Origin of the sequence: Secundilactobacillus odoratitofui DSM 19909 = JCM 15043, from assembly GCF_001434895.1 — a bacterium.
GTDB classification, from domain to species: Bacteria; Bacillota; Bacilli; order Lactobacillales; family Lactobacillaceae; genus Secundilactobacillus; species Secundilactobacillus odoratitofui.
In genome coordinates, this window is the sequence record NZ_AZEE01000029.1 from 451,212 (window position 1) to 465,554 (window position 14,343).

The 14,343-nt window shown below is 43.1% G+C and carries 11 protein-coding genes; 4 read left to right on the top strand and 7 right to left on the bottom strand.

Going from position 1 to position 14,343, the window contains the following annotated elements; translation table 11 throughout:
- Positions 1–55: 55 nt before the first annotated feature.
- From FD04_RS10150 to FD04_RS10160, 3 genes are all read right to left on the bottom strand, one after another.
- Positions 56–1,252, bottom strand: a complete 1,197-nt coding sequence (locus FD04_RS10150; protein WP_056948632.1) for an aminotransferase-like domain-containing protein — start codon at positions 1,250–1,252, stop codon at positions 56–58.
- On the bottom strand, positions 1,252–2,256 hold the full coding sequence (locus FD04_RS10155) for a ketopantoate reductase family protein (protein WP_056948634.1): 1,005 nt from the start codon (positions 2,254–2,256) through the stop codon (positions 1,252–1,254). Before FD04_RS10155 ends, FD04_RS10150 begins: the two co-directional genes overlap by 1 nt.
- Positions 2,257–2,764: 508 nt before the next feature.
- Complete coding sequence (locus FD04_RS10160) at positions 2,765–3,172, bottom strand: MarR family winged helix-turn-helix transcriptional regulator (protein ID WP_054701511.1); 408 nt, start codon at positions 3,170–3,172, stop codon at positions 2,765–2,767.
- Positions 3,173–3,304: 132 nt separating this feature from the next.
- Here FD04_RS10160 and FD04_RS10165 point away from each other — a divergent pair, with 132 nt between their 5' ends.
- Both FD04_RS10165 and FD04_RS10170 read left to right on the top strand, forming a co-directional pair.
- Positions 3,305–3,784: a GNAT family N-acetyltransferase gene (locus tag FD04_RS10165; protein WP_056948636.1), complete on the top strand. Its 480-nt coding sequence runs from the start codon at positions 3,305–3,307 to the stop codon at positions 3,782–3,784.
- Positions 3,785–3,856: 72 nt separating this feature from the next.
- Positions 3,857–4,477, top strand: coding sequence for a GyrI-like domain-containing protein (locus FD04_RS10170; RefSeq protein WP_191981756.1), 621 nt, complete (start codon positions 3,857–3,859; stop codon positions 4,475–4,477).
- An 85-nt stretch (positions 4,478–4,562) separates the two neighbouring features.
- On the opposite strand, the gene FD04_RS10175 is transcribed toward FD04_RS10170, so the two are convergent.
- From FD04_RS10175 to FD04_RS10185, 3 genes are all read right to left on the bottom strand, one after another.
- Complete coding sequence (locus FD04_RS10175; protein WP_056948638.1) at positions 4,563–5,357, bottom strand: hypothetical protein; 795 nt, start codon at positions 5,355–5,357, stop codon at positions 4,563–4,565.
- A gap of 151 nt (positions 5,358–5,508) precedes the next feature.
- Complete coding sequence (locus tag FD04_RS10180) at positions 5,509–6,126, bottom strand: hypothetical protein (RefSeq protein ID WP_235805685.1); 618 nt, start codon at positions 6,124–6,126, stop codon at positions 5,509–5,511.
- Positions 6,092–9,496 carry a mucin-binding protein gene (locus FD04_RS10185; protein ID WP_056948640.1) on the bottom strand — a complete coding sequence of 1,135 codons (3,405 nt, stop codon included), beginning with the start codon at positions 9,494–9,496 and terminating at the stop codon, positions 6,092–6,094. The genes FD04_RS10180 and FD04_RS10185 overlap by 35 nt, the downstream gene beginning before the upstream one ends.
- A gap of 457 nt (positions 9,497–9,953) precedes the next feature.
- On the opposite strand from FD04_RS10185, the gene FD04_RS10190 reads away from it, so the two are divergent.
- Entirely contained in the window at positions 9,954–11,462 is a 1,509-nt protein-coding gene (locus tag FD04_RS10190; protein WP_056948642.1) for a hypothetical protein, read from the top strand.
- Entirely contained in the window at positions 11,449–13,296 is a 1,848-nt protein-coding gene (locus FD04_RS10195; RefSeq protein ID WP_056948645.1) for a MucBP domain-containing protein, read from the top strand. Before FD04_RS10190 ends, FD04_RS10195 begins: the two co-directional genes overlap by 14 nt.
- A 126-nt stretch (positions 13,297–13,422) precedes the next feature.
- Here FD04_RS10195 and FD04_RS10200 read toward each other — a convergent pair.
- The coding region (locus tag FD04_RS10200) for an LPXTG cell wall anchor domain-containing protein (protein ID WP_156660447.1) at positions 13,423–14,343 on the bottom strand (921 nt) is incomplete at its 5' end.

Genomic DNA, 14,343 nt, shown 5'->3' on the forward strand with positions numbered 1-14,343 from the left:
TAAGATAAAAAAGATGGTTACCAAAACCGGTAACCATCCTTCATTCACGATTAAGTTAAACTTCAACACTCTGAGCAATGGTCTCTTTAATCGCATTACCCAACCGTTCAATCCCCGTCACGATCTGATCCTCTTGCATATTAGAGTAATTCAGTCGGAACGTTCCAGGAATCACCTGATCTGCGTAGAACGGTTCACCTGGCACAAACGCAACGTCGTGTTCGATACAAGTATTAAACAACGTCTGCGTGTCGACGCCGGGCACCTCTACCCAGATGAACAACCCGCCTTCAGGATGACTGTAGTGCGCATCCTTTGGGAAATACTTTTCGATGGCTGCCATCATGATGCCCTCGCGCTTCCGGTAAACAGCCTTAATCTTGGCAATATGCGCATCAATATCGTTTTCGGCCATGTACTTCGCAATAATGTGTTGCGTTAGATTATCAGAATGTACATCAACCGTTTGCTTCATTAAAATAAACTTCTTAACTAATGTCTTTTCCGCAACGATCCAACCAATTCTTAAACCTGGTGCTAGTATTTTAGAGAACGTACTCATGTAGATCACGCGCTCATCGTGTTCAAAGGTCTTTACAGGGGCAACATCGTCACCAGCAAATCGAATGGCACCGTATGGGTCATCTTCTAGAATCATGACGTTATACTTTTCAGCAATTTCAATCATCTTTTGACGACGATCAGCTGGCATCGTACGACCAGTTGGGTTTTGGAAGCTTGGAATCGTATAAATAAACTTAGTGTTGGGGTTAGCTTGTACCGCTTGCTCTAACGCGTCCATTTGCATACCGTCATCATCCATCGGTACCCCAACAATGTGGGCACCATAGCTACGAAAGACATCCAGCGCACACAGGTAAGTAGGTTGCTCAACGATTACTGTATCACCAGGATTAACGAAAATTTTCGCCGTTAAATCAATCGATTGCTGTGACCCGGTGGTAATGATGATGTTATCGATGTCGCACTTAATGCCAGAACGGTTCATCCGTTGGGCAATCTGCTCGCGTAACTTCGGATCACCTGCCGCAATGCTATACTGTAAGGCTTGGCGACCGGATTCATCGAAAACGTCATTCGTTGCTTGTTTGAGCGCTTCAACTGGGAAGAGTTCTGGTGCTGGTAAACCACCGGCAAACGAAATCACTTTGGGATCACCCGCAACCTTTAAAATGTTACCAACGGGATCTTCATCACTAGCTGGGACGTTGTTAGAGAATTGGTAGTTCATTATGCTTCCACCTCGGTTTTACTTGGATCAGCCACATTGGCCTGTGGTTGGTGATATTTGCGCATCATTTCGGCCATATGGACTTCGTGAACGACGAATTCATGCGTCCGGCAAACGTAGTCATGTTCACGGCCAATCTTGGCGATGTAGCCGTTAATGTAGTCAACTTCTGTTGGACGACCCTTTGAGAAGTCTTGGTACATTGATGGGTAGTGGTACTTGTAGGCTTTCGAAACGGTAATCACTGAATCGGTTTCTTGTTGTCGCGTTTCAATCAAGTGAATACCGGCACGTTCACAGGCGTCAAAGGCTTCGTTGAAAAGCTGTTCTGACATTGCCCGAACACCATCGTATTCGATGAATTGACCCATTTGCATTTCAAACATGGTGCACAGCGTGTTCGTCACTGCGTTGAAGACAACTTTGGACATGCACATGCCCTTCCATTCATCAGCAATGACAGGACCGAGCTTAGCAGCTGTGAAATCATCGAAAATACCTTGAACTTTTTCATCTGGTTTTTCGTTGTTGTAGCGTGCCATGTGCATTTGTTCAGAGTTCTCAGCACCCATAAAGTCAACGTTAGCCGGGCCATCAAGCCGTGTAGCAATCATGGCAGTGCCACAGACGATATGACTTGCGGGGAAGTATTCAGCAATCTTTTCAAAGTGGCCCATGCCATTCATTGCTGAGAAGACGTATTGATCTTCGTGGAAAATACCGGCTTCACTATCACGTTTAATTTCATCAGCCAGTTGCATCTGCTTTTTAAAGACGATCCAAACATCTGGATGACCCGCATATTCTTCTGGGTAGTAAATGTTGATTGGCACGATTCGACGATTCTCGTGGTCCCGGGCAACTGAAACCCCACCTTGTTCGCGAACTTTAGTGACGTTTGGTTCCCAAGTATCGATGAAATCAACTTCAACCCCTGCATTTTCCTGCAACATAACACCGTAACGATAACCCATAGCACCTGCACCAATAATCCCGTATTTCATGACAACCACTCCTTCTAATTTTCTATATGTAAGTTAAAATGTACTTTCAAAACAACGACAACGAAAAACGCCCTTTGGTCTTTGACCAAAGGGCGTTTTAAACGCGGTACCACCTTAATTCAAACTATCACTACAATAGTTCCTCACACGTACAGCAAGTCAGCCTTGCGATACGCTGCACGTTAATGGGTGCCACCAGTTTGCCTCGAAAAGCAAACCCGTCAAACACAGTCTTTCAATTCATAGTCTTAATACCGTCTCACCACACCGGTACTCTCTTCATAAGGCTATCAATCTAATCCACTGGGTTAAATCTTGTTGTCGTATTTGAAATGTTGTTTGTAGTTTAGCCCCTAGCATGAGAAAATGTCAACGGTTTTTAATAAACTAATTTAAATTAAGTCTTCACTGTTACGAGCTTATCCATTGCTATAACAGCGATTGCAAGAATTGAAAAAATTAAAAATTATTTTTGAATTCTTTAGTAAAATAATTTATAACGGCTTCCTCATTTTTCATGAAGTAGCTTTTGGAGTAAAGTATCTAACGTTGCTTGTTCACTTTGACTTAAATTCTCAAGCAGTTGATCTGAGCAGAGTTGCTCAAACGCATGCAATTTGGGATAAACTGCCTCACCTTGCTGGGTCACAAATACCCGCCGGAGCCGTTTATCTTGCTGATCATCTTCAAGTCGTAGATAGCCTTTTTCAACCAACTTTTGAACCGTTCGAAAAGCCGTTGTTCGGTCAATTTGGACGCTGTCAGCTAATTCACCCATAAACATGCCAGGTCGTTCATACACTCGAATGACGTATAAAAAGGCGTTATTACCTAGACCCAGTTTGCGAAACTCGGCGTTGCTAATATTTTGAATTTGGCGGGTGATTGCCCCAATGTCCCTAATGATTTCAAACATCAATCCGTCTCCTTTTCAATACTTTAATCTCAACTTACACGAAACTCATTGTATTTGCAATTAGTTTATGCTAAGATTTAAAACATTCATTGCAAATGCAATCAAATCATTCATTCAGGAGGTCATCCGATCATGACACAAACTTCAGCAAAACAAATCAAATGGCGCCAAAAATTCTTTTCAGAACTTACTAATACCGAACTGTTTGACCTCTATAAACTCAGAGTTGCCACCTTCGTGGTTGCCCAAAAACGCATCTACCAAGAAGTCGACGAACAAGATCCAGTGGCAATTCACATTCTAGGTTACGATGGTGATGAATTAGTCGCCTATTCCCGTGTTTTTCGTACCGGCGACACCGTCACATTTGGCCGAGTGGTCACTGCCCAAAGTCACCGTGGTATCGGCTTAGGCAACGACTTAATGCGAGAAATTATGACGGCAATTAAGGTCAATTTTGGCCAATTACCGGTTGAAATCGAGGCTCAAATTCAAGTCCAAGGTTACTACAAAAAATTCGACTTCGACGTTGTGGGTGAACCGTTTATTTTTAACTCAACACCCCATATCAAAATGGTCCATAAACCCGTTTACGCCGCCGTTCAAAACTAGTAGAGTAAGGGTAGTTAAACCCGTTAAATGTTTCATGTGGAACATTTAATAATCCTATCGGAGGTGTTTCACGTGAAACATGAATGGCGTAAAGCTGAAAAATTGCGTTACCTCAGCAAACAACCGACAATCGTTGAACTACCTGAAACAAAGTACCTAACCATCAGCAGCTTGGGTAATCCCAACGAATCACCATTTCAAGAACGAATTCAGACCCTCTATCCCCTTGCCTATGCCATCAGAATGGCCCTTAAACAAGGACAGTATGGTGAACCTTACGAGTACACCGTTTATCCGCTTGAAGGCATCTGGACCACGACGGACGGTTCTCGTGGTGAGACTCTTAATAAAGACGCCTTAAGTTATAAAATCATGATTCGGCAACCTGATCAGGTGACCCTTAAAATGTTTGAAAATGCCTTGACCACAACGAAGTCTAAAAAATCACTACCATTGATCGATCAAGTCCAATTCGAAGTCGTTCCTGCCACTCGAGCACTACAAATGATTCACGTTGGCCCATTCGATTCGGAGGGTGAAACATTTGCAAAAATGACGGCTTATTTAGCAGAAAATAACCTCACCCGCACAACAATCATGGGTGATTACCAACATCGTGAAATTTACCTATCCGATTTTCGTCGGGTAGCCTCAGAGAAGCTAAAAACATTGCTGCAATATCAGTTGGAATGAATTAAACCTAAAAAGCGTATCATCCTTATCAAAACGGGCTAAGGCATCTTAACCCCATCTAATAAGCGTGATACGCTTTTTATTATTATATATAAAAGGTATATGAAGCATTACCGCCTTTTTCCGGTTCATTTTTAGAATCAGCGACTTGTTTTTTAATTGGTACTTCGGGTTTTGATTCAGTTGATTTTTTATAAACAACCTGAAAGTCTAAGTCAGGATCGCCGTAGCTAACCCACTGTGTATCTAGGGTTCCCTTTTGAATTTGAACGATTTCATAACCAGAAATATCTAGCTTAACATTAGTGGTCAGCTTTCCAGCCGTTCCCGCACGATCAACCGCAACATTGGGCTTTACAACAGTATTGGTTACATAGTCTGGTGCAACAGAAAGCCCGTTCTTGTCAACAAAATGGACGGTTTTGGTTATAATCTGTTCGCTGGTATTTGGCGTAATATAAACGTCAATATAGCTGTCCTCTACTTGAATTCGTGTCGTTCTTTGAACCTGTTGCTGCTCTGTTAATTCATAAGGCTTGGCGTAGTGGTAGCCGTCAATCATCATACCTGGCTGCTGAAAGTAGGCCTCAGATGTATCAACACGACTACCCTGAACCGCCCTGAAATAATTTTGATGATCACTGATAACTTGATTACTCTTAACGTCAATAAACCGAACCCAATTGATAACTGGCTCACGGTTAACAAACCCGTCTACTGCATCCGTTAAAGCCACAATTGTGCTCACCATAAAAGTAACGCCAAAAGCAACGGTCATACTTCCTTGATTGATCCACAATCCGCCGCCAGGATAGAGTCGGAATTCGCTCATTTTATCAAAAAAATCATATTCAAGATTCATCGCCTCTTGATTGCCCAACAGGTTCACTCCCCAACTAAACTTATTTATTAAAATCACTGCTACAGCATGTCGTCACTCTAATATTCAACAAAAAGCGCGTAAATGTCAAATACATTTACGCGCTTTTCTCATGGGATATCTTTGGGAAGAAATTTCATGAATTAAAGTATTAATCTTGTTTCTTTTTACCTGCTAATCCAACTAATCCTAAACTAGCTAGAAGCATCATACCTGCCACAACCATTAGGCTTGAAGCAACTTCACTTGAAGCAGCTTCATTGGTTTGAGGTAATACGGTAGCCGCCTGTTTTGTTGGTGTTGATTTAGCTTTTGAGGTATCTAAGGCTGTAACTGTTGCTGTACTATCGGAGTGTTTTTGATCAACAGTCGCACCTTGGTTGGTTTCATCATTTGTAACGTGGGTATTATCACCATCGAGCTGACCAGTCGTGACCGGGGTAGTGTCATTTCCAGTTGTCGTTGATATTGTTTCCGGTGTCAAATCACCTCCATTCGTGCCAGTAGTTACTGTGACATTACCATTCGTTGTTGGGGTAGTCGTCCCAGTATCGACGGGAGTAGTAACACCGCCACCATTTGTTGGGGTAGTGGTGTCACCATTATTACTTGGGGTTGTAGTTGTCCCGCCATTATTACCTGGGGTAGTCGTCGTGGTCGTGCCACCATTGTTTCCTGGGGTAGTAGTTGAAGTGCCACCATTATTTCCTGGCGTAGTCGTCGTGGTGCCGCCATTATTTCCTGGGGTAGTTATTTGGCGTCGTAACATCGTCACTGATGTAAACCACTGTATAGGTCATATCGGTGTCACCAAAGTTAACCGTTTGATCAGTCGTTGCACCGGCTGAATCAATCAAAACTTTGTATCCAGCAATAGTTGGATCCGCTTGATGGCCTAATACAGCCGTCGTGTCAGCATTCGGTTTATTCGTTTCAGAATCTAAAGTCTGTTGAATTTCAACTGAACTAACGTAATCTGGCGCCAATGAATTACCTTCTGGATCAACGTAATGAACTGTCTTCGTAATCGTATCTGTGCTTGGTGTATCTAATTTGTTCAAAACAACGTTAAAGTCCTGATTAGCACTCGAATCGTTGTCAAAGGTTGCACCGACAGTATCATCACTCTTTAAACTGTACCCTTGATTGATAATTTGAAGTGTGACGGTGTCAATATTATGGTGTTCAATTTCAGCACCAGATTCACCGGCAACTTCCAACGTTCCAAGAGATTTACCATTTTGATCAGTAAAGTGGACCGTAGCCTCTTGAGTACCAGGGAGGTAGTAAACGTTGGTAACATCACCATCATTGGCTGGGAAGTATACAGCTTGATTTGGTACCAAGACATAACCGTCAACGGTTGGGAAATCCGTGATTGGTTGGCCTGGATGCCCCGCTTCTTGAGTTGGCGTCGTACCAGGGATTGGGTTACCTGCGCTATCAACTGGCGTAACAGGTGTCGTGACATTTTGTAACCGCAGTACAACGTTAAAGTCTTGAGCTGAAGTTGAGTCTTCATCAAAAGTTGCGGGTGTCGTCGTTTCATCCGAAACAAGATCATAATGAGCAAATTTTGCTGCGATATAGCTAGCGGTATCAAATGGAATTGCGGTGTCTGAATTACCAGTCAGTGTTTCAGCGCCTAATTGCGTACCGTCTTCGTCTTGATAAGTAACCGTCGCACTTTGTAACGTAACAATTGGTGTCACATAAATCGTCACCGGATCCATATCTGGTAAGAACGTCAAAATAATTTTATTATTCGTTACACCGTCCTGATTCGGCACAACTTCATAACCGTTCGGGGCGATAACCGGATACGGCAACTCTGTCTTATATACACCTTCGATTGATTCAATCGTGCCAACCTGCTCACCGGTATCCTGATTGACGTATTTAATTTGAGTACCATAAGTGTTGGCTGTGTATCTAGTCTTAATATTTACAGTAAGAGAAGTATGGTCGTCTGTTCCGGCGACTGAATTTTTCAACAAATCGCCCATTTTAATTTCGCCAACCTGAGGCGAATCAAAGACTGCATCCATAGTAATTGGTCCAGCAAAATTAGCAGAATAACCGGGAACTTCAGCAATCTCAACTGGGGTAAGCGAGTCACTCGTATACCAGTCTCCTAAAGTTGCATAATTTGCGTCACCAGCAGCCTTTAAGGCTTCATCTTCCACAGCATCACGGTAATAAGTGAGGTCCTGTGACAAATCACCGGTTGGTGCGACGTCAGCTGACGTTAACCCTGTATCAGATGGATCCCCGCTAAAGTTCACAGTTAATAACTTAACTTGTGTACCCTTATCAGCATCGGCATCGGTCCCTTTAACCGTCTTGATAATATGTTTCACGTGAACGGTGTAAGTATGCTCCGTAGTGTCGTTGTAAGTGATAGATGAAGGGACATCGCTACTGACAATTTCGTAACCTTTATCAGTCAACGCGGCCACATCATCTGACGTGGTGTAATCCGAGACGTCTCCTGACGTACCGCCAATTTTGTCCGTTCGAACAATCGCACCATTATTGTCATCATCAACAAAGTTAATAGTATCAACTGTATTAGGGGCGACATAGACATCAAAGTGAGTACCAGTAGTACCGATTTTGGTTGACGTAGGTTGCGTATAGCTCCCTAATTCATCCCCAGAAGCAAGGTGATAGTCCTTAGGAATGAGCGATGTAAAGTTGGCATCGGTACCGTATACACCATCGATATCTTGGCTGACGACCGCTTTACCCGTATAAGCGTCAATTACCGTCACGGAATTAGCGACACTTGGTGACCAGACATACGTTTCAGCTGGTGCAGTACCGGTTCCGTCATACAAGGTCATTAAATCGGCCGACTTGAGCACGGCACCGGTTGGGGTAGCCACAGTACCACTGCCGACTGCTTGCCAGCCATTAACCGTATTAGTCGAACTACCATCAGGTAACGTAATCACCTGGCTCTTAGCATCTGGTAGCCCAGAAGCTTTTAGATTGGCAGTCGAACTGAGTGAAAGTTGGGCTAACTGTCTGTCAGTCATAAACATACCACTAGCATCCGTCACATTACTCATATCAAAGTTACTCAAATCTAGTGAAGTAAGGCCAGTTTCGGCAAACATATTAGACGTATTCGTTACCTTAGAAGTATCAAAACTGCTTAAATCAACAGTTTTCAATGCGGTATCGTAATGAAACATATTTTGCATCGTTGTAACGTTACTGGTATTCCAGCCACTAACGTTAACGGATTTAAGATTCTCGTCTTGAGTAAAGGCCCCCGCTAAGGTTGTCATTTGACTAACGTCAAGATTACTGGCATCAATTGTCACCGCATTATGCATCATCGCAAAAAGATTAATTCCAAGAACGGTACTATCTGCACTGACGCCTGGATCCACATAAATGCTTTGAACAAGCGTTTGATCATCTGAATAACCATTTTTTGTTCCACTCATAACCCCTGCGTGAATAGTTAACAGCCCGTTGCTATCAATATCCCACGTAGCCGTCCCATAAGTACCAGATTTAACAATCGTGGCTGGCGTAGTTGCCGCAACCCGAGTCACTTTTTGTGATTGACCGGTTTTGGCATAATCGGCCGCTGCCGCTTGTTTAGCCGATGTTGCTTGCGCATCCGAAGCGACCCCTAAATTCGTCACTTTTTCAGTTGTGCTAGCGCTCTCATTTTGTTCCGCCTGATTTGCATTCGCTGCAGAACTTGAGGCCGTTGCCGAATCTGTCGTCGCCTGTGCGGTTGTGCCTTGCGTTGCTTCAGCCGTTGATGCTGTTTCCACCGGTTGACTTGGTGCTGTAGCCTGCTTGGCAGTTTCATTGACTGCCGGTGCTGATTGAGCATCAGTTGTTGAAGATGCCGTAGCAGATGCAGTCGTCTTCAAAGTCGCCGTATTGCCCTGACTAGTGGTTGTTGATGTCGTGGTAGTTGTGGTTGGTGCTGACGTATCAACAGTATCTGCGTTTGCTGTTACCCCACCACTCACTACCGTTGCACCGAACACCGCTGTTGCTAAACTTGCAGCGAGCCAGAGCTTACCGGATCTATATAGCTTCTTTCTTACCTTCACTTCTTTTTCGTCTTGTTGTAACTTGAGTGCCGCTTTCTTAACTTCTTCAGTCATCTAATGGACCTCCCCCAAAATTGTATATTGTTTAACAATGAAGTTTGCTTACGAAACAACTCTTTGCAACAACCATATTCTAACGCCATGATCCGTAATCATGTTTCCCAAGATTTTTATCGACGAACGAAATAATTGAAAAATTTACTAATGCTAACATCTCATAAAGCCTATCATTATTATAGATTTGGCGGTTTATATTTACCATAGTTTTCCAAATTTAGTCGATTTTGAGCCCATTGCCAACGTTTCAAAATAATTGAATTTTCAACATCCTGCAATATAGCATGGTGTCAATATTCGTCGCACATATGACAATTGAAATTTCCCAAGAATTTAATTCACAATCAAAAAGTTGGGAAGTTTTGACAGCAATCACTTCTAAATCTATAAAAAAATTTACAACATTATCATGTATACTGAGGTTGAATGATTTTATAGAAAGGGGTGGTGTGTCATGAATTATAGTTATTTATTCTCCAAAAATGATGCGATTAGCTACGCCATCCTCGCAAGCTTTAATGCAGAAACTTCCAGGACAATTTCAAAAGAGGCCATTGGCACTGCCAATGACCTGACAAACTATCAATTAAATAAATTTTTCGTAGTCATTAACGCCGATTTGATGCAAGTTTCTGGTGACCAACCGTGTTATCTCGAAGAAGTTAAAACTGGTGCTTGGACTGCATTCAATTTAGAAACCACTACTTTACAAAAAATAGCGCTACTTTATTTGAACCGATCATCACTCTATACCGCACTGGTGTACCGCTTCTTTTACGATAATTTGTATACAAAGCGGGAATACATTGTCGCTAATTATATGAGTTCTTCAGCTTTTTACCGTTCTTTAGATCAGCTCGAAGTCGTCTTAAAGAAAAACCATTTTTATACGTCTAGTACATTGTTTAAAGACAAAGAATTCACGATTCGTTTGCACTTATTTCAGCTCTATTACACAATGTACAACACTTTGACACCACCATTTGAGTCGTTAAACGACCTCATTTCAAATCTAATCAACACGATCCAGCCTCACTTACCGACTGACTTACGACCCACCGAAGTCACAAAACTCGCAACTTTTTTACGAATTTGGATATTACGCCTGTTCAATCATCATGAAATCAAAAAACACCTTTTCAAAGAAATCGAGCCTGACCAGATTGGTGAACAACTATATGATTTGTTAGCTCAGCAACTCGCGCCTGAAATTAAGTTATCTCGTAATGAATTCAACTATTTATATATGTTTCTCATTACACAGGGATACCTCGGTGAACAAGTCCAAACCACTACGGCCAAAGCGTTTCCAACCGTGGTCACGCTCTCTAACCAATTCATGCGCAGTATTTTAAGTGAAAACGTCTTGGTGAATACACAGTTAATCAATGGTGATGCACTTTGGCAACAGCTGCTCTGTATTCATCTTCAACTCACTAGCTTTTACATTGAACCAACGACCTTTATCCGACCAAAGCAGATGCACTTCTTTGCTGATCTGTACCCTGCTTTTGATTTAACCGTTAACAGAATGCTCGTGACACTACAGCGACAATCAACCTTTCATTTAACCAAAAACATGGCGGTCAACCTGTACTTTAGTTACATGTTTGCGCTTGTTAACGCGATACCACCTGAATTGATGCGTGACCAAGTCCACATCTGTGTCGACTTCTCACAGGGCGCTTTGTACACGAACTATGTGATTGAATCGCTTAATTCATTCAGCCACGCACATATCGTCATCGACCGCCAGTTACGCGAAGAAACCGATATTTACATTTCCGACTTCCAGTCTCCTGAAATCGTTCAGCCTCAAATTATTTGGCAAGATCCACCCACATCCAGCGATTGGTCCCATTTGGCCGATGTAATTTTGCAAACCAAACACAATAAGCTGCACGAACTTTTTCCCGATCATAAACCACTGATGAAAGATGGTGGATCTCATGAAGAATCATAATCGAAAAACACTAACGTTACTGACAACTAGCTTATTTTCTGCACTCATTTTAGGTACCGTTCAGATTCGTGTTGCTAAAGCTGACTCGACAGACCCAGTAGTCGGGACACCGACGACTAATACCGTTCAACCGACGTCAACTGAATCAAGTAATATCACAACTGCATCACAGCCTAGTTCAACCAGTAGCACTTCAAGTGAGACACCTGAAACTGATACAACAGCGACGGAAAATACAGCAGCAACTGCTAATCAGTCTCAAACGGCAACCACTACAGCCACTCATGCATTGCCATTGGCTAAAACCGCACGTTTAGCACCTCCAGCGCCCGCTCCCGTAAGTAGCCAGGCATCAACCATTACCTTTCACTATGTTGATGCTAGCACTGGTGAGCCCATCACCTTCAACGGTAACTGGGCATCCCTTCCTGATTTACATGGTAAAGGCGATGTTTCAAGCTATACGCTCACAAACACTTCTTCAGATCCGACTATGACGATTCCTGGCAAAACCCAATATGCGACCACAATTCCAGGATATCAATATATCGGTGACGCCAATTTAGATATTCCTAATCAGTTTGCTGCTGGCAACCTTGATGTGACATTGAATTACCTTTCCTTGGCTGCGGTAAACGTTGCCTACGTTGACGCTGCTGATCCTAAGACCATTTTATGGCACTATACGATCCCCGCAACCGACGTCGCCAAGGGTGATCCATATAAAACGGACTATTACCAAGTTCCCTTTAATGGCTATCATTTTACGTCGGCTGTTGGTGCCACTTCTGGTACATTTGGTCAAACCAACAACTTAGATGGTACTGAAAATCCGATTACGATTACTTATTATTACCAAAAAGATGCTAACGGTGACACTACTTCCACCCCAATCGGCAGTAGTCTGCATGCTTTTCAAACGGAAACAGCGCTGTCATCCAATTCAACAAGTTCAGGGACACCAACTGCTACCACTAAAGCGGGCTATACCCTGATTGCCTCGGCTACTAGTCAATCTGGTGCCACATCATACTCACAATACCTCGCGAATGCGCAAGTCACTGTAAACTATGTTGACCAGGATACCCAAGCCATCTTAGCGACCACGACCTTAGGAACTGAGGACGCAAGCAACAATATTTTCCCGAGCGGCACTTATCAAACCAGCGCCCGGACCTTTACAGATTATCAATTAACCAATATTAGTGGCGCAACCAGTGGTACTTATGACCCAATTGCCAGAACCGTCACGTATTATTACCACAAAGCAAGTCAGACTGTCACTGCACCACCAGCTGATGACACTCCCGTTGAAGTACCTGCTGAAGTCAGTTACGTAACCCCAAGTGGTTCACTGATCGACGTCAATTTCATCAAAGGTCGACCCGATGTCTTGGTAAAGCCACTTATCTACCCAAAACTAACACAATTTCACCAACAAGGTTACGTGATTATCTCTTCTGAAATTACGGCTACCACTCAGCTACAACCACTCGCAAGTTACCGAATTATCCTGACTAAATTGACCCAACCGCTATCGCCGTTTCAACAACCAGATATGCCAGCTATGGCACGTTTACGTAACCTGACCGCTAAGCCCATACTCGTTCCAACCAGATTAACAGCAACGCCAACCATGCCGTCGTCGGTACATTGGGATGCACGTTTTATCAGTGCTAATCAGGGCATTGACAATATTAACGTCGTGACTGAAAAAGATTTAAGTCACTTATCTCGCTGGTTAGACCCCAAGGGCAGTGGTAGCGATGATGTTTCAACCTTAGCTGCCTATTTCATCAGCCTAAACGGTAAAATCAACTTTGGCGAATTATAGATACGACAACACAAAAAACGATTGAAATGCAGGCGGGCATTTCAATCGTTTTTATTGGCTCTACAATTTTTAGTTCGAACATAAAAAGCATTCCGAATTCACGGAATGCTTTAAAATGAGACTTCATTATTCGTGTTTCTTAATTCGGCTTAATCCTAGAATGTTCATCAGACCAAGCAACCCAAGTCCAATGATTGACCACTTTTGTGCTGAATTTTCATCAGTTTGTGGAAGCTCAGCAGTTTTGTCGCTCTGAGTTCCGCTGACTTCACGGTTACCAGTGATCTTAACATTGGTCTTATCACTGTCAGTTGAGATTTCATCATTAGCTTTTACATAATTAGATGTTTTTTCAACTTCATTAGCTGTTTTTTCAGCTGCACCCTTTTCAACTTCACCGGTTGTTGGATTTGTTGGATTACCAACCGTACCATCAGGTTGTTCAGTTGTCGTTTGACTATCACCTGGCGTTATCGGCGTAACAACTGGAATTGGCGTGTACGTCACTGTCACGTTACTGTCAGTGAGCGCATCGGTAGTTGGCTTTGGATTGTCAGCTGCTACTTCAGTAACACTTGCGGTATACCCGGCAATTTCCGGTGTCTTTACAGCAGTGTATCCACCCTGAGCAGTTGCAACTGTTGCTCCAGTTACATCATCAGTCGACACGTTCCAGGTGACCGTCTGAACAGTTGGTACCTGAACCGCTGTGGTTAACCCATCAATCACGTAGCTAATCGTCCGAGTGGTTGTTGTCATGGTATGCGTCACATGGTGAGTGACGTGGACATCAACTTGGTTCGTACCAGCAACTAATGTGTAAGTGATTGTTTCATCATTTGGATTGGTTAATACATAACCAGCTGGCACTTGAACGTTGATCGTTCCGGTTTGACCTGTGACTCCGGTAACCGTAGTCGACAAATTGGAAATTGGTTTATCAGTTACATCGTCAATGTAAGTGATGTTTAACGTTTGAGGGTCGGCAGTATATTCAATCGTCTCATTATCAGCTTGGGGCGCTGTCGTCGTTGGTGCTGGCATGTT

Coding starts and splice junctions, on each gene's coding strand:
- FD04_RS10150 (WP_056948632.1), bottom strand. CDS start 1,252: ATGAACTACCAATTCTCTAACAACGTCCCAGCTAGTGATGAAGATCCC.
- FD04_RS10155 (WP_056948634.1), bottom strand. CDS start 2,256: ATGAAATACGGGATTATTGGTGCAGGTGCTATGGGTTATCGTTACGGT.
- FD04_RS10160 (WP_054701511.1), bottom strand. CDS start 3,172: ATGTTTGAAATCATTAGGGACATTGGGGCAATCACCCGCCAAATTCAA.
- FD04_RS10165 (WP_056948636.1), top strand. CDS start 3,305: ATGACACAAACTTCAGCAAAACAAATCAAATGGCGCCAAAAATTCTTT.
- FD04_RS10180 (WP_235805685.1), bottom strand. CDS start 6,126: ATGTTACGACGCCAAATAACTACCCCAGGAAATAATGGCGGCACCACG.
- FD04_RS10185 (WP_056948640.1), bottom strand. CDS start 9,496: ATGACTGAAGAAGTTAAGAAAGCGGCACTCAAGTTACAACAAGACGAA.
- FD04_RS10190 (WP_056948642.1), top strand. CDS start 9,954: ATGAATTATAGTTATTTATTCTCCAAAAATGATGCGATTAGCTACGCC.
- FD04_RS10195 (WP_056948645.1), top strand. CDS start 11,449: ATGAAGAATCATAATCGAAAAACACTAACGTTACTGACAACTAGCTTA.